This is a genomic window from Streptacidiphilus melanogenes (assembly GCF_000787835.1).
Lineage (GTDB): Bacteria > Actinomycetota > Actinomycetes > Streptomycetales > Streptomycetaceae > Streptacidiphilus > Streptacidiphilus melanogenes.
In genome coordinates this window covers 19,428-34,633 of the sequence record NZ_BBPP01000004.1, presented here as the reverse complement: position 1 = coordinate 34,633, position 15,206 = coordinate 19,428, and the positions used below count along the sequence as shown (strand labels likewise).

At 75.1% G+C, this 15,206-nt stretch carries 11 protein-coding genes; 4 read left to right on the top strand and 7 right to left on the bottom strand.

All coding sequences use genetic code 11. The features are described 5' to 3' along the window. Positions 1 to 133: 133 nt before the first annotated feature. The 6 genes from TR49_RS05795 to TR49_RS05770 form a co-directional block, all read right to left on the bottom strand. Positions 134 to 1,405 carry a S53 family peptidase gene (locus TR49_RS05795; RefSeq protein ID WP_042377996.1) on the bottom strand — a complete coding sequence of 424 codons (1,272 nt, stop codon included), beginning with the start codon at positions 1,403 to 1,405 and terminating at the stop codon, positions 134 to 136. 290 nt (positions 1,406 to 1,695) lie between these two features. Beyond that, positions 1,696 to 2,655, bottom strand: coding sequence for an SGNH/GDSL hydrolase family protein (locus TR49_RS05790; RefSeq protein WP_236653235.1), 960 nt, complete (start codon positions 2,653 to 2,655; stop codon positions 1,696 to 1,698). Positions 2,656 to 2,698: 43 nt separating this feature from the next. Continuing rightward, positions 2,699 to 3,043 carry a DUF4387 domain-containing protein gene (locus TR49_RS05785; protein ID WP_042377994.1) on the bottom strand — a complete coding sequence of 115 codons (345 nt, stop codon included), beginning with the start codon at positions 3,041 to 3,043 and terminating at the stop codon, positions 2,699 to 2,701. Next, positions 3,040 to 4,467 carry an acyclic terpene utilization AtuA family protein gene (locus tag TR49_RS05780; RefSeq protein WP_042377992.1) on the bottom strand — a complete coding sequence of 476 codons (1,428 nt, stop codon included), beginning with the start codon at positions 4,465 to 4,467 and terminating at the stop codon, positions 3,040 to 3,042. Before TR49_RS05780 ends, TR49_RS05785 begins: the two co-directional genes overlap by 4 nt. A gap of 199 nt (positions 4,468 to 4,666) precedes the next feature. Beyond that, the gene (locus tag TR49_RS05775; protein WP_042377989.1) at positions 4,667 to 5,611 is read right to left on the bottom strand and encodes a hypothetical protein; all 945 of its coding nucleotides are present in this window, start codon (positions 5,609 to 5,611) and stop codon (positions 4,667 to 4,669) included. Further along, positions 5,608 to 5,937: a PadR family transcriptional regulator gene (locus tag TR49_RS05770; protein ID WP_174501552.1), complete on the bottom strand. Its 330-nt coding sequence runs from the start codon at positions 5,935 to 5,937 to the stop codon at positions 5,608 to 5,610. The genes TR49_RS05775 and TR49_RS05770 overlap by 4 nt, the downstream gene beginning before the upstream one ends. A 152-nt stretch (positions 5,938 to 6,089) precedes the next feature. Here TR49_RS05770 and TR49_RS05765 point away from each other — a divergent pair, with 152 nt between their 5' ends. Next, positions 6,090 to 7,340 carry a styrene monooxygenase/indole monooxygenase family protein gene (locus TR49_RS05765; RefSeq protein WP_042377983.1) on the top strand — a complete coding sequence of 417 codons (1,251 nt, stop codon included), beginning with the start codon at positions 6,090 to 6,092 and terminating at the stop codon, positions 7,338 to 7,340. A gap of 33 nt (positions 7,341 to 7,373) precedes the next feature. Here the strand turns inward: TR49_RS05765 and TR49_RS05760 are convergent, their stop codons facing one another. Next, positions 7,374 to 8,057: an ABC transporter ATP-binding protein gene (locus TR49_RS05760; protein WP_042377982.1), complete on the bottom strand. Its 684-nt coding sequence runs from the start codon at positions 8,055 to 8,057 to the stop codon at positions 7,374 to 7,376. A gap of 180 nt (positions 8,058 to 8,237) precedes the next feature. On the opposite strand from TR49_RS05760, the gene TR49_RS05755 reads away from it, so the two are divergent. The 3 genes from TR49_RS05755 to TR49_RS05745 are packed head-to-tail and all read left to right on the top strand — an operon-like array spanning position 8,238 to position 15,165. Next, a complete protein-coding gene (locus TR49_RS05755) occupies positions 8,238 to 11,525 on the top strand; it encodes an FtsX-like permease family protein (RefSeq protein WP_052434039.1) in 3,288 nt (1,095 codons plus the stop codon). Continuing rightward, positions 11,522 to 14,221 carry a hypothetical protein gene (locus TR49_RS05750; RefSeq protein WP_042377979.1) on the top strand — a complete coding sequence of 900 codons (2,700 nt, stop codon included), beginning with the start codon at positions 11,522 to 11,524 and terminating at the stop codon, positions 14,219 to 14,221. The genes TR49_RS05755 and TR49_RS05750 overlap by 4 nt, the downstream gene beginning before the upstream one ends. Continuing rightward, positions 14,218 to 15,165, top strand: coding sequence for an ABC transporter ATP-binding protein (locus TR49_RS05745; RefSeq protein ID WP_084724603.1), 948 nt, complete (start codon positions 14,218 to 14,220; stop codon positions 15,163 to 15,165). Before TR49_RS05750 ends, TR49_RS05745 begins: the two co-directional genes overlap by 4 nt. Positions 15,166 to 15,206: the final 41 nt, after the last annotated feature.

Below are 15,206 nucleotides of genomic sequence, written 5' to 3'. Positions count from 1 at the left end.
CCCTGCGCCTGCGCCCCCTCGGCGGAGCTCCTCTTCGCCGAGCCGGGCCAGGTATAGCGGCACCTCAACCGCGAACGGCCCGCGGCGTGGAGGCCGCGGGCCGTTCGTCCCGGGCGAGCCGGGTTGCGGGTGGTCAGCCCGCGGTGAAGGCCGTCAGGCCGTTCGGGGTGCCGAGGCCGGTCGGGCCGTCGTAGCCGGGACCGGCGGTGCACAGGTAGGTCGGGTCGCAGCTGCCGTTGCTGCCCGAGGTGACGTCGTTGAGGGCGTCGGTGTGCTGGTAGGGGTACTGCGCCGGGTAGTCGTTGGCGCCCGGGGCGCCCGCGTCGGCGTAGACGCCCGCGATGATCGGGGAGGCGGCGCTGGTGCCGCCGTAGACCTGCCAGCCGGAGGCGCCGTAGGTGTCGTAGACCGCGACGCCGGTGGCCGGGTCGGCGACGGCGGAGACGTCGGAGACGGTGCGGTTGGCGCAGCCCGTGTCGGTCTGCCAGCTGGGCTTGGGCTCGTCCGCGGAGCAGCCGGAGCCGGTGCCCTCGGTGCTGGAGGTCGACCAGACGCTCTCGCTCCAACCGCGGCTGCTGGAGTCCTTGGTGAGGGAGGTGCCGCCCACCGAGGTCACGTACTGGCTGGACGCCGGGTACTCCGCCCCGTAGGCCGAGTCGCCGGCGGAGACGGTGATGGCGACGCCGGGGTGGTTGAAGTAACTGCTGTCGGCGTTCAGGTCGGACGGGTCCTCGGAGCCGCCGTAGCTGTTGGAGACGAACTTCGCGCCGAGCGAGACCGCCTGGTTGACCGCCGTGCCCAGGTCGGTCATGTTCGCGGAGTCGGCCTCGACCAGGATGATGTTCGCCTTCGGCGCGATCGCGGAGACCATGTCGAGATCGAGGGAGATCTCCCCGGCCCAGCCCGAGTCGGCGCTCGGGTAGTTGGTGCCGCCGTTCTCGTCGACCTTCTTGAAGCAGCCGTTGTCGGTGGTGCACGCGGGCAGGCCGTACTGGCTGCGGTAGGTGGCCAGGTCGGCCTCCGCGTTGGGGTCGTCCTGCGCGTCGACGATGGCGACGGTCTGCCCGGCGCCGCCGTCGGCGGGCAGGTTGTAGGCGCTGACCAGGTCGCCGGGGCCGTAGCCGGAGGGGGTGGCGGCGGCGGAGACGGCGTGCGCGGCGAAGGCGTGCGGCTGGGTGACGTCGGTGCGCACCTCCGCGAGGCAGGACATCATGCGGGCGTGCTTGGGGGCGCCGCAGAGGTGCCGGGAGTGCGCGTGGTGCGCGGCGGCGCTCGCGGCCGCGGGGGGCGTCGCCACCGAGCTCGCGGTCGCGGGTGCGGCGATGGCGGCGGCGCCGCCGATGAGGGCGACCACGGCTATGCCGATGGCGGTGGTCTTCCGATGCGAAACAGATCCCTTGCCCATGGGGTTGCGGGGTCCTTTCGGGGTTGGCCGCCCTGTCGCCGGTAGGCAGCAGAGTGTCGTGAACATGCCAAGTGAGGACCCACTGACAGGCATGTCGAAACCAGGGCGGATAGGGATATGACACCACAAGGTAGGGGTGTACCTTGCTGTGCCCAAGACAAGCAGCGCGTCATCTGACGCGTCAACAGAAGTTCTGCGGATATTCAGAGGAGACGCGCACAACTCGGTCACTTGTACGTAAAACCCCTGCTGAGAGACCGTTCATCAGTACGACCGCTCCCAGCGGATTTTCAGGATTCGTCACCCAGCGTCGCCATGACCGCCTCCGCCATGCCCTGCTCGCCGCGCGCGTTGGGGTGGAGCGAGGCCGCCTGCGCAGCCGGCAGCAGCGGTTCGATCCAGCGGGTCGCGGCCGTCTCACAGGCGTCGTGGCCGAGTGAGGGCGTCCAGGTGTCCACGAAGCGCGCTCCGCCCGCCTGGGCCCGCTGCCGCAGCATCGTGTTCAGGTGCTGCTCCTTGACCCGCAGGTAGGCGACGTCCCCGGGCGTCATCGCGAGCCCGGACGCGCAGGCCCCGCCGTCGGCGGGGAGGATCGCCGGGTAGCCGACCACGTAGACGCGCGCGTGCGGGGCGCGGCGGTGGATCGCGGCCAGGGCGACCGCCAACTGCTCCCCTGCCGTGCGGATCCGCGCCTCGACGCTGTCGCCGCCCGCGGTCAGCTGGTCGCGGCAGGGCGTCTGCCGCAGCAGACCTGCGGTGACGCAGCGCTCGACGAGGTTGGCGAAGCCGATGTCGTTGCCGCCGATCCCGAGGGTGACCAGCCGGGTGGACGACGAGAGCGCGGAGAGCTGCGCCGGGTTGACTCCCTCGGAGGTGGACTGCTCGCCGCCCAGGTCCGCGATCCGCGCGCCGCTGCAGCTCACGTCGTGGAACTGGGCCGTGGCCAGGTGCAGGCGCGCGGCGAGCAGGGCCGGATAGGCGTGGCTGGACCGGTCACAGCCGAGCGGGACGCCGGTCCGCACGGGAATGCCCGGCCCGGCCGTGTACGAGTCGCCGAGGGCGACATAGGGGCCCGACGCGAGCGGCTTCGGCGCGTGCGACGGCAAGGCCGAGGGTGAGCCGCTCGGTGCGACCATGGCGGCGCGGTTCGACGAATCCGCCGCCGCGGGCCGGTCGGAGCCGCCGCACGCGGCCAGGCCCGCGCAGAGCAGGGCGGCGACCACGGCCGCCCCCGTCCGTCGTATCCGCATCCCTACCACCCCTGAGCCGGTTCGTGCACTCACCCGGCCCACCCTACGTCGCGGACGCGCCCTCCTCGGGGAGCGGCAGGCGCAGAGCCAGCAACGGTCCGTGCTGCTGCGCGCCGTAGACGTCGGTCTCGCCGACGTTTCCGGACGGCAGCGGCCGACGCAGGTTGACCTTCACGGCGCGGGCCGGGTCGTAGAAGATCGGCTCGCCCACGTCGGCCACCGGGAGGCCGTACAGCTCCGCCACGACCTGACGGCTGATCAGGCGGTCCCGCTTGACCAGTTCGTACTGCTCGCGGGTGCTGAAGATCACGTCGAGGGTCAGCTCGTAGGGACCCGCGTTCTTGCTGCGCACCACATCGGCAAGGTCGGTGAGCGGTGCCGTGGTCATGACGCCCCCTCGGGCAGCTCGGTGGGCGACTCGGTGGGCAGCTCGGTCCAGCGGATCGGGAAGGAGGCGGCCGGGTCGTCGACACGCATGAGGTGGTAGACGCTCCACTCGTAGACCGCGCCCGCGTGGAAGTCGGACGGCGAGTACGGGAAGGCGAGGTTCCCCGCGGTCGAGAGACGGCCGGCGTAGCCGTAGTGCAGCATCGTGGAGCGGGCGAAGGCGCACAGCGTGTCGGCGAGCGCCTGGGTCCGCGCGACCGCCTCGATGACCAGGCCCACCTCGTGTCCCGCGACCACGGGATGCGGTTCCAGCGGACCCATGCAGCCGTCACGGCCGTAGACGCGGACCAGGAGCTCGTAGTCGCCGGGCTTCAGGTCGGGGAAGTTGTCCGCGACGCGCTCGCGCACGCCCGCGACGATCGCGTCCAGCTCGCGGACGAACACCGGGTCGCGGGCGCCGGCCAGCGAGACCGTGCGGTAGCCGCGAAGGCGCGCGCCCTCGAGCTTGAGCGTGTACGGCGCGGGCACGTGGCGCGAGCCGGTGACACGGACGCCGCGCTCCCCCTCGGGCGTGAACGCGCAGTCGGTGAGGTCGAGGTGGCCACCCGGTCCGGGCAGGTGGTACGGATCGCTCTTCTCGTAGAGCGTGTGCGCGGCCACGGAGGTGGGCGTGCAGCGGCGCTCCGGGGAGAGCGGCTCGACGACGAAGTGGTCGCGGCGCAGCGTGCCGAGCATGCAGTCGCTGCCGCTGCCGGGCACGGCGGCGATGGCCGCGCACTCCAGGATCTTGCCGAGGTGCAGCGCGAGGCCCTCGTCGAATCCGTGGAGCAGGGGCAGCGCGGCGAAGACCGCCGGGTCGTAGGCGCGTCCGGCCAGCACCAGGTCGGCGCCCGCGCGCAGCGCCTCGACCAGCGGCTCGGCACCGAGCTGGGCCACCAGCCGGGTGCTCGCGCGCACGTCCGCCGCGGTCAGCTCCGGCCCGTACGGGACGGCGGCGATCCGGTCGGCGTGCAGCGCGTCGAGCACCGTCTGCTGCGGCACGTCGGCCGGGATGACCGCGGTGCGCAGCCGCAGGCCCTGCGCGGCGGCGATCTCGTCGGCGATCGCGCGCAGCCACTCGAGGTGCGGGGCGGCCCCGGCGCCACCCGCCGAGCCGATGACGACGGGGACGCCGAGCCGCCTGGCTGCCGTCAGCATCCGCTCCAGGTCCCGCCGGACGGCGGCCCGGTCGGTGAACGACTCGCCCGCGCCGAGGTAGTAGGGCCCGGGGTCGGACGACCCGGCGTCCGCCGCGATCACGTGCGGTCGGCGCGCGAGGCCTGCCTCGAACGACGCGTCGGGAAAGCCATAACCGAGGATCGCCGTCGCGGCCAGGATCCGGATCTCTTCCGGCGGCTCGCCCGCCGTGCCCGCCGTGCCGTCCACCCGTGCCGCCTCCGTCCGCCCGCTCGGCCCGCTGACCTGTGCCCACTGCCCCGTGCCGCTGCCTGCTGCCTGCTGCCTGCGCGGCCAGCATAGGGTGGCGGCGCGGGCGCCGAGTGGATCGTCGGCGTGGCCCAGCGATCAGAGGAGAGGCGCGCCTGGCTCGGCACGGCCAGGAGGCGGGAGCCCCGCCGTCACGTGCTCAGGAGCGCGCGGCCCGATCTTCCGTGGCGCGGCGGGATCGGCGCCGCCATCCGAACGCCGCCGCGGCCAGCACCAGGGCGGCCGCCGCGAGCTCCCGTGACGAGGACAGCTCGACCAGCATCGGCAGGCTCAACCGCAGCACGCCGACGCCCCCCGCCAGGGCGAAGGCGGCCGGACCCGTGGCGTCCCCGCGGCGGGCGCGCAGCAGCGCCCACCCGCCCGGGAGGAACCAGACGAAGCTGAGGAACAGCTGCATCACGTACGGGACATGAACCAGCGGCATGAACACGTAGGGAACGAGCGCGAACACGACCGCCCACCCCATCGCCGAACGGTCCCGCGCCTCCAGCGGCCCGGCCAGGTCGCGCGGCACGGCGAGGAGCAGCAGCGAGACGAAAAGCGACGGAAGCAGCGCCTGGCACACCGCGTAGGCGCGCTCCATCTCCAGGCCCGGCAGCGCTGCGAGCACCACGGGCACCTGCGCAGCCGTGCCGAACGCGCCCAGGATCCGTGCGGCGCTCCACCGCCCGGTCAGCAGCAGCGCGACGACGGCCACCCAGACGGCGGTCGCGCCGGCGGCGTCGCCCAGCATCAGCGCGTTCGCCGTGCCGAGCTCCTGGAACTGGGGCGGGTTGAGCAGCATGGCCGCCAACGCCACGACGTAGACGACACCCTGGGTCGCGCAGAGAGCGGCCGCCGCAGGGGCCGCGCGGGTCACGATCTCCTCGACGCGGCCCCGGCCGCCGAGCCCGAAACGCAGCCGCAGTCCGTGTCCGGCGACGTCCACGGCCTCGCGCAGCGTGGTGATCCGGCCCGCACCGGTCGTGGCCTCGACGTAGATGGCGGCGAGCTCCTGCCCGTGGACCGCCCGGGACGCCCTCGGGTAGGCGCGCAGGGCCGCTCGCAGCAGCCGTGGCCTGTCGTCCGTCTGCTTCTCCGTCATGCCGTCGCCCCCCTCGGGCGGGGCCGCAGCGCAAGACGTCGCCGGGCCTCCGCCGCCACCGCTCGCAGCCGTTCCGTCTCCTCCGCGAGCGCGGTCACGCCGGGCTCGGCGAGCGCGTAGACCTTGCGCGCGCGGCCGTCGACGACCTCCTCCCGCTCCACCCGGACCATGCCCTCGCGTTGCAGCCGCTCCAGCGCGCCGTAGAGCGTGCCGGTGCGCAGCCGCACTCGTCCGTGCGAGATCTCGGCGACCTGCTGCATGAGCGCGTAGCCGTGCCTGGGCTCGTCGGCCAAGGCGGTGAGCAGCAGCAGGGTGGGCTCCTGCATGGACCTCGGGCTGGGAGTCATGTCGCCTACATATATCGGCGAGCGGCCTATCGCCGCAAGGACGGGCCACCTTGCCTCCGGCCCTCGTCGCGGCGAGCATGAGTCCGACGGCCATGCGGGGAGCCGTCGTCGGCGACGGAAGGGGTGGACGGATGCGTGAGGTGGCGGTCGTCGGGGCCGGGCAGTCCGGACTGCATCTGGCACTGGCGCTGCAGTCGGCCGGGCATCGGGTGACGGTCGTCGCCGAGCGCACGCCGCAGCAGGTCCGGGCCGGACGGGTGCTGTCCACGCAGGCGATGTTCGGCCCCGCGCGGGCGCTGGAACGCGCCGCCGGGCTGGCCCTGTGGGACGGCCTCGCGCCGGACACCGGTGCGCTGTACGTCGTGGTCGGCGTGGACGGGCAGCCGGCGCTGACGTTCGACGCCGCGCCCGAGGAGTCGGCCCACTCGGTGGACCAGCGGCTCAAGACCGCTGCCTGGCTGGAGCTGTTCGAGGAGCGCGGCGGCCGGGTGGAGTACCGCAGGGCGGGCGCCGAGGACGTCGCCCGGCTGGCGGAGCGGAACGACCTGACCGTCGTCGCGGCCGGACGCGGCCCGCTCGGCGGCCTCTTCGCCCGCGATGCGGCGCGCAGCCGCTTCGACGCGCCGCAGCGCACGCTGGCCGCGGTCTACCTGCACGGTGTGGGCCCGGCGGCGGATCTCGGGCCGGAGCCGGGCGATCCGGCGCGGATCCACATCGTCGCGGGCGCGGGCGAGCTCGTGCTGCAGCCCGGGGTGACGCTGAGCGGCCCCTGCATGATCCTGCTCTGGGAGGCCGTGCCCGGCGGTCCGCTGGACGTCTTCGGCGACGATCCTGATCCGAAGGAACTGCTGGCCCGCACGCGGGAACTGATCCGCCGCCATGTTCCTTGGGAGTACGAGGCACTGGCCGCCGCCGAGCCGACCGACGGCGGGGCGTCGCTGGTCGGCGCGATCACGCCGACCGTGCGGCACCCCGTCGCACACCCGGGCGGCGCGGCCGGACCGGCCGTCCTCGGGATGGCCGACACGCTGGTCCTCAACGACCCGATCACCGCCCAGGGCGCGAACAACGCCACGCGCTGCGCGGCCCGTTACACCGCGGCCGTCACCGAGCGCGGCGAACTGCCCTTCGACGAGCCGTGGATGCGGGAGCTGTTCGCGGCGTACTGGGGGGAGGCCCGCCACACGGTGGACTTCACCACGACCATGCTCGGCCCGCTCCCCGACCACATCGGCCTCGCCTTCGCCCAGGCCGCGGCCCACCCGGCGGTCGCCGCCCGCCTGGCCCAGACCTACGCCGACCCCACGGACTTCCCCCGCTGGCTCGGCAGCCCGGAGGCGACCATGCGGTATCTGGAGTCCCTGCCGGGGTTCCCGTCCTGACCCTTCGGCCTTCGTTCGTGGACCCCCGCCGGGTCACTCGACCAGACGGCCGTCGCGCAACTCCACGACCCGATCCGCCAGTTCCATCAGGTTCGGATCGTGCGTGGCCACCAGGACGGTGACGCCCTCGCTGCGGACCACCGCGCGCAGCAGTTCCATCACCGAGCGGCCGGTCTCGGAGTCCAGCTGGCCGGTGGGCTCGTCGGCGATGATCAGGCCGGGCTCGTTGGCCAGCGCGCGGGCGATGGCGACGCGCTGCTGCTGACCGCCGGAGAGCTCGCCGGGGCGCTGCGCGGCGTGGTCGGCGAGGCCGACCAGGGCGAGGAGCAGGCGGGCGCGTTCCTCGCGCGCCTTGGCGGGGACGCGGCGCAGCCGCATCGGCACGCCGACGTTCTCCGCCGCCGAGAGGACCGGGATCAGGCCGAAGGACTGGAACACGAACCCGATCCGGTCGCGGCGCAGGGCCAGCCGGGCGTCCTCGTCGAGAGCGGCCAGATCGGTGCCGTCGAGCTCGACGCGGCCCGAGGTCGGCGTGTCGAGACCGCCGACCAGGTTCAGCAGCGTCGTCTTGCCGGAGCCGGACCGGCCCTTGAGGGCGGTGAGTTCACCCTGCCGTGCCTCGAAGGAGACGCCACGCAGCGCGTGCACCGCGCGTGATCCGCTGCCGAAGCTGCGGTGCAGATCCTCGACCGCCACCATCGCCCGCGCCGCCGTCATCCGGCCACCCCCGACCTGTGCCACCCGTGCCACCCCTGTTGGTGCTCACATTTGCGCATCGGTTGCCGCCCTCGCGCAAGTCCCCTCTTCCGTGCACGGAACGCGTCTGCCAGGATCGGCCGCTGTGCCGCACGGGAGCGTCGCCTCGCCCCTGTGGCACGTACGGGGAGGGACAGGGGATTGTTCGGCTTCGTCGTACGCCGGGCACGCGGCCGACTGCCGCTGACCGTCGCGATGGTGCTCACGGTGCTGATCACCACCACGGTGCTGACGTGCCTGCAGGCCTTCGGTCGCTCCGTCGGCGAGGCCGGCGTGCGGCGTGCGCTGCAAGGGCCGGGACACGACCGCACCACCGTGCTGGTCCAGGGCACCGCCGGCGAGGACCGGCGCGGGGCGGAGAACGCGGCCGTCCAGGCGTTCGCGCACGCGCTGTTCGGACGCTTCCCGGTGACGATCGACGCGGTCTCGCACAGCCGCTCCTACGGTCTGCCCGGGGCGTCCAGCACCGGCGGCACCGATCCTGACCTGACCAAGCTCGCCGCGCTCGACCGCAGCCAGGTGCAACTGCTCTCCGGCCGCTGGCCGGCGCCGGCGCACGGGCCGGTGGGCGGCCGTGGCGGGACGATCGAGGTGGCGGTCCCGCGCGCGGAACTGACCCGGCTGCGGCTGACCGAGGGGGCGCTGCCGGCCAGGGTCCGGCTCGCGGACCGCTACGGCGGCGGGCCGACCACGGTCACCGTGACCGGCGTCTACCGCGCTCTCGACGCCTCCGCGCCCTACTGGCAGCTCGACCCGTACGGCGGACGCGAGGTGCAGCTGAACGGCTTCGCGAACTACGGGCCGATGCTGGTGGACGACACCGTCTTCACCGCCCGCACCCTGCCGCAGGACGGCCGCTCCTGGCTGATCAGCCCCGACCTGTCGACGGTCCGCCAGAGCGACGCGGACGCCCTGCGCGCCCGTGTGGACGGCGCGACCGCCGCCGTGGAACAGGCCACCTCGCTCACCGTGCAGACACAGCTCGGCGCGGAGCTCGACGCGGTGCGCGCGGGCGCGCAGGCGTCCAGGTCCGACGAGCTGATCGGCTCGCTGCAGCTCGCGCTGCTGGCGGCGGTGGCGCTGCTGCTGGTCGTCCAGCTGATCGACGCCCGGCAGACGCCCGAGGACGCGCTGCTGGTCGCGCGCGGCGCGACCCGGCGACGGCTTGCCCTGCTGACGGCCGGTCAGGCACTGCTGCTCGCCCTGCCCGCGGCCGTGCTCGCGCCGCCGCTGACACCGCTGCTGCTGCGCCTGCTGGCCCACGGCTACGGGCCGCTCGCGCACGTCCCGCTGGACACCTCCCTGCGCTGGAGCTCCTGGCTGGTGGCGGGGCTGTGCGCGCTCGCGTGCGCGGCACTGGCCGCTGCGCCGTCGCTGCTGCGCGGCGCGGTCGGGCTGGTGCAGCAGCGGGCCGGACGGCGGCAGGCGGTGGTCGGCGCCGCCGCACGCTCCGGCGCCGACCTGGCGCTGATCGCCCTGGCCGTGCTGGCCTACCAGGAACTCGGGCACTCCGGCGCGGACGCGAGCGGCGGCCTCGGCGTCGACCCCGTCGCCGTGGCGGCCCCCAGCCTCGCGCTGTGCGCGGGCACCGTCGTGGTGCTGCGGCTGCTCCCCTACGCGGCCCGCCTCGGCGGTGCGCTCGCCGCCCGTGGCAGCGGACTGTCCGCGGCGCTGGTCGGCTGGCAGCTGGCGCGAAGACCGGGGCGGACCACCGGGCCGACGCTGCTGCTCGTCCTGGCCGTCGCCACCGGCGTGCTGGCGCTCGGTCAGCATGCCTCCTGGTCGGCCTCGCAGTCCGACCAGGCCTCCTTCGCCACCGCCGACGGGCTGCGCGTCTGGGGCTCGACGCTGCCCGCGCTCGGCCAGGGCGGGCGGTTCGCCTCGCTGCCGGGCGGGGACCGGATCGTCGCGGTGGCCCACGCCCAGACGACGCTGCCCGACGGGAACGAGGGCGACCTGCTCGCCCTCGACGCCGCGGGCGTCGCGGCACGCGTCCCGATCCGGTCGGACCTGCTCGGCGGGCACACGGTGTCGCAGCTGTTCGCACCGCTCGTCCGCCCGGCGCCGAGCGGGGCCGCCGCCGGAGTCGCGCTGCCGGGACGGCCACAGCGTCTGGACCTCCGGGTGAGCACGCGGCTGACCGGCTTCACCGCCTTCCCGCAGCCGGACGGCTCCGTGGCGAAGGCGAGCGGCCAGAGCGGCCCCACCCTGCAGCTGCAACTGCGCGACCGGTTCGGCGCCGTCCATGTGCTGGAGACCCCGAACATTCCCCTGTCGGGGGACATGACGGTGTCGGTGAACCTGACCGCACCGGCGGGCGCGCCGCTCGGCGCGATCGCCTGGCCGCTCACCCTCGCCGGGGTGCAGCTCCAGGTGCAGCCGTTGCCCGGGGCCACCCTCAGCGGCGGGCTGACGGTGCGCGGGATCGCCGTCGCACCGTCCCCGAGCGGCCCGGCCACCGCCGTCGCCGCGCCCTCCGGCCTGGCCTGGTCGGCCTACAGCGTGCCGCAGGCCTCCTCCGACGCGGACGCACAGACGGCGACCGTCGGCAACGGCCCGGGCGGCCTGCCGGCCGTCGACTACAGCGCCTCCCAGGGCGTCCTCGACACGGTGCTCACGCCCACGGCACCCGGTCTGACGCCGGGCCAGGCGGACGCGCTGCCCGCCCTGGCCACGCACGCCTACCTCGACGCGGTCGGCGCGAAGGTGGGCGACGTCGTGCCGTTCCCCGTCGGCGACACCACCGTGAAACTCCGGATCACCGCCGCGGTGGACGCCGTGCCGACGGCGGGGGACGACACCGTGGTCGTCGATCTCGCGACGCTGACACGGCAGTTGGCCGCGATCGGAGCGGCCTGCCCGGAGCCGACCGAGTGGTGGCTGCCCGCCGCCTCCCCCGGCGACCCCACGCCCGCCCGGGCGGCCGCGGCGCTGCGGGCCCTGCCGGGGACGCAGAACCTGGAGCTGCGCGAGGAGGTCGCCGCCCAGCTGACGGACGACCCCCTGAGCGCCGGGCCGCAGGTGACCCTGCTGGTGCTGGCGGGCGTGGCGGCGGTCCTGGCCGCGATCGGCTTCGGCGCGGCGACCGCCGCAGCGGCGGCCGAGCGCAGCCGCGAGAGCGCGATCCTGCGCGCGCTCGGCTGCCCGCCGCGCCGGCTCGCCCGGACCGCCGCAGCCGAGCCGGCCCTGCTCATCGCGCTCGGTGCGGCGGTGGGCCTCGCCGTCGGCACGCTGATCGTCCATCTGGTGGTGCCGCTGGTGGTGCTGACCCCGACGGCGCAGCAACCGGTGCCGCCGGTCCGGGTGGTGCTGCCGCTCGACCGGACCGTCGCCCTGATCGCCGCGATCGTCGTGGTGCCGGTGCTCACCGCCTTCCTGAGCGGGCGTCGCAGCGCGACCGCCCGCCCGCGTCCGCTGGAGGAGCTGTGACCGCGCCCGTCCGGTCGCCGTGGGTGCGCACCCGGCTGCGCACCGCGCCGCTGGCCTCGCTGCTCGCCGCCGTCCTCGCCTTCGGCGCCGTCTTCCTGGCGACGGCGCTGCCCAGACAGCTGGACCGGTCCGCCGACCAGGCGCTCCGCGCCGACCTGCGCCGCGTCGACCAGCAGGACACCCAGCTCCAGCTGGTGGCCGCTCCGCGCGAGGAGACCGGGGACGCGCGTGCCGAGGACCTCGACGCCGCCTTCGCCGCGCTGCGCGCACAGCTCGGCCCCCACCTCCCGCTCGACGCGGGCGACGTGGCCTACGGAGAGCAGAGCGGGCAGCCCCGGGAGCTCCCGGATCCCGGCCTGGCCCGGCCCGACGGGGTGAACCCCCGGCTCGACCTGCTCTACCTGGCTCACCTCGCCGACCACGTACGGCTGGTCAGCGGCCGCTGGCCGGACGCCGCGCCTGCGGGCGGCGTCGTCCAGATCGTCCTGTCGCAGGCCGCCGCCCGCACGATCGGCGTGCACGTCGGTCAACTGCTGCACACCACCGCCGCCGTGAGCGCCGCCGTGAGTCTGCAGGTGGTCGGCCTCTACGTGCCGGACGATCCGGCGGCCCGCTACTGGGCGGGCCTGTCCTGCGCCACCCGCGCCTGTCTGCTGCCGCTGCCGGGCCAGAACGACCCGCCGAAGTACTGGCGAGCCTCGGCGCTCGTGGGCCCGGCCTCGCTGACGGCCACCGACGCCTGGAGCAGCGCCCCGAGCCAGGACTTCTGGTGGCTGCCGGTGGACTACCAGCAGCTGCGCAGCGACACGCTGGCGCTCACCCGCGCCGAACTCGCCTCCTGGATCAGCGGACCGACCCAGCAGGCCGCGGCGGAGGCCACCGGCAGGGACAACCTGCTCGTCGACTCCTCGCTGCCGGACCTGCTCGACCAGGCCGCCGCGCGCCAGGCGGCGGTCAGGCCGCTCACGGCCGTCGGCCCGGCGGGCCTCGCCGGGGTCGTCGCCGTCGTGCTGTGTCTGGCGGCCGGGCTGACCGCGGAGCGGCGCTCCGCGGAACTCCACCTGCTGCGGGCCCGCGGCGGCTCCCGGGGCGCCCTGCTGCTGCGTCTGCTCGCCGAGGGCCTCGCCACGGTGTTCCCGGCCTGCCTGCTCGCGGCCGTCCTCGCGTTGACGCTCCTGCCGACGCCGCGTCTGTTCCCCGCGCTGGTGGCCGCCGTGAGCACCGGGCTGTTCGCGCTGCTCGCCGTGCCGGTGCGCATGTCGCTCCGCGACCCGCTCGCGATGCGGAGCGCACGCCGTGTGCCGGCCCGCCGATCGGTCGCCGAACTCGCACTGCTCGCCGCCGCGGTGGGCGCGGTCGTGGAGGTACGCCGCCGCGGTGTGGGCGGGCTCGACCTGTTGCAGGTGGCGGCTCCGCTGCTGCTCGCCGCGGTCGGGGCGGTGCTGCTGGCGCGCTGCCAGCCGCTGCTGGTGGGCCTCCTGGCCCGCGCGGCGTCGCGGGGCAGCGGGGCGGTCGGCTTCCTGGGGCTGGCCCGGGCCGCGCGCGGCACCGGCGGCGCCCGGCGTCCCTCCGTGCTGCCGCTGCTCGCGCTGACGCTGGCCGTCACCACCGCCGCCTTCGGCGCCGCGACACTACGGTCCGTGACGGACGACCGGGCGACGCTCGCACGTCTCACCGTCGGCGGCGACGCCTCGGTGGTCGCGCCCCCGGGGACCTCTCTCTCGCCCGCCGTCACTCACGCCCTCGCCGCCCTGCCCGGACTCACCCTCGGCACGGCCCTGTGGGAGGAGGACGACGTCGCCGTCACCTCCTCCGCGGACGTCACCCTGCAGGCCTCCGTGGTCGCGGTGGACCCGCAGGCCTACGCGCGGGTGGCACGGTCGGTCGGCATCGGGGCGTTCGACCCCGCCCTGCTGACCCGCCCCGCCGGATCCGCGGCCGCGGTCCCCGCACTCGTCACCGCGGACCTGGCCGCCGGCACCTCGGCGGACCAGGGCTACCGGCTGCACCTCGACGGCGGAACGCTGCTGCCGATCACCGGCGTCGGCGTGGTCGACGGGACCCCCGCCGTCCCGGACTCCGCGACGCCGGTGATCGTGATTCCGGCGGCGGAGACCGCCGTGCGGGCGCCCGGGACCGGCCGGCCGAACCGCTGGCTCGGTCTCGGCGACGTGAGCGACGCACGCCTGCGCGCGAGCGTCCCCTCCGGATACGGGACGGACACCAGCGCGGCACACGTCGCCGCGCTCGCCGACGATCCCCTCCAGGCGTCGGCCGTCCGGATGTTCTGGGCCTGCACCGTCGCCACCTGGTGCTTCGCGCTGCTGGCCGTGCTGCTGGCCCTGGTGCGGGCGGGCCCGGAACGCGCCGCGCTGCTGGCCCGGCTGCGGACCATGGGCCTGCGGCCGCGGCAGGGCCTGCGACTGATCCTGGCCGAGTCGCTGCCGCAGACCCTCACCGCGGCGCTCGGCGGCGGGCTGGCGGCGACCGCCACGGTGCTGCTGCTCGGACCCACCGTCGACCTCTCGCCGTTGGTGGGCGCGAGCGTGCCGACGGGCCTGACGCCCACCGCCGCGCCGATCCTCGAACAGACCCTGATCGTCGCTGCGCTGGCGGTCACGGCGGTGCTGGCGGAGGCGGCCGTCGCGGGAAGACGGCAGATCACCATCGAGTTGCGAGCAGGAGACGGCCGTTGAGCAGCACCCCGACCTTCGACGAACTGCGCGGCCGCGCCCTCGACGCCGCCGCCCCCGGACGCTACGGCGCGGGCGCCGCGATCGCCTGCGACCGGCTGGTGCGCATCTTCCGCGCGGACCGGATCGAGGTCCAGGCCCTCCAGGGGCTGGACCTCGTGGTCGACCAGGGTGACCTGGTGGCCCTGGTCGGCGCGTCCGGCAGCGGCAAGTCCACGCTGCTGAACATCCTCGCCGGGCTCGACCTGCCCTCCGCCGGGGGCGCCACCGTCGCCGGCTGCGACCTGCTCACGATGACCGCGAAGGAGCGCCTGCGCTACCGGCGCGAGGTGGTGGGCTTCGTCTGGCAGCAGACCGCCCGCAACCTGCTGCCCTTCCTGACCGCCGCGCAGAACGTCGCGCTGCCGCTGCAGCTCGCCCACGGGCGCAGGGCGAAGGCCCACCTGTCGCGGGTGGGCGAACTGCTGGACGCGCTCGGCATCGGCGACCTCGCCGACCGGCTCCCCGCCGAGCTCTCCGGCGGCCAGCAGCAGCGCGTCGCCATCGCCGTGGCGATGGCCAACCGGCCCGCGGTGCTGCTCGCGGACGAGCCGACGGGCGAGCTCGACTCGGAGACCGGGGCGGGCATCTTCGAGGCCTTCCGCACCGTCAACCGCGAGCTCGGCGCGACCGTGGTCATCGTCACGCACGACCCGATGGTCGCCGGGGAGGTCCGCCGCACCGTCGCCGTCCGCGACGGGCGCACCAGCAGCGAGGTGCTGCGCCGGACCGTCGTCGACGAGCACGGCGAGGAGTCGGTCAGCGAGCGCGAGTACGTCATGCTCGACCGCACCGGCCGGGTCCAGCTGCCGGCCAAGTTCCTCCAGGCGCTCGGCATGGAGCACCGCGTCGCCGTCGACCTCGCGCAAGACCACATCGAGGTCCGCCCGGACGACCACGCGCGGTGAACGGGTGGACGGCGGGGCGGGCCTCCCCCGGAGGCCGCCCC

Bases quoted from the DNA above. Each gene is read 5' to 3' on its own strand.
- TR49_RS05760 (WP_042377982.1), bottom strand. From the start codon at position 8,057: ATGACGGCGGCGCGGGCGATGGTGGCGGTCGAGGATCTGCACCGCAGC.
- TR49_RS05770 (WP_174501552.1), bottom strand. From the start codon at position 5,937: ATGCAGGAGCCCACCCTGCTGCTGCTCACCGCCTTGGCCGACGAGCCC.
- TR49_RS05795 (WP_042377996.1), bottom strand. From the start codon at position 1,405: ATGGGCAAGGGATCTGTTTCGCATCGGAAGACCACCGCCATCGGCATA.
- TR49_RS05765 (WP_042377983.1), top strand. From the start codon at position 6,090: ATGCGTGAGGTGGCGGTCGTCGGGGCCGGGCAGTCCGGACTGCATCTG.
- TR49_RS05785 (WP_042377994.1), bottom strand. From the start codon at position 3,043: ATGACCACGGCACCGCTCACCGACCTTGCCGATGTGGTGCGCAGCAAG.
- TR49_RS05790 (WP_236653235.1), bottom strand. From the start codon at position 2,655: ATGCGGATACGACGGACGGGGGCGGCCGTGGTCGCCGCCCTGCTCTGC.
- TR49_RS05775 (WP_042377989.1), bottom strand. From the start codon at position 5,611: ATGACGGAGAAGCAGACGGACGACAGGCCACGGCTGCTGCGAGCGGCC.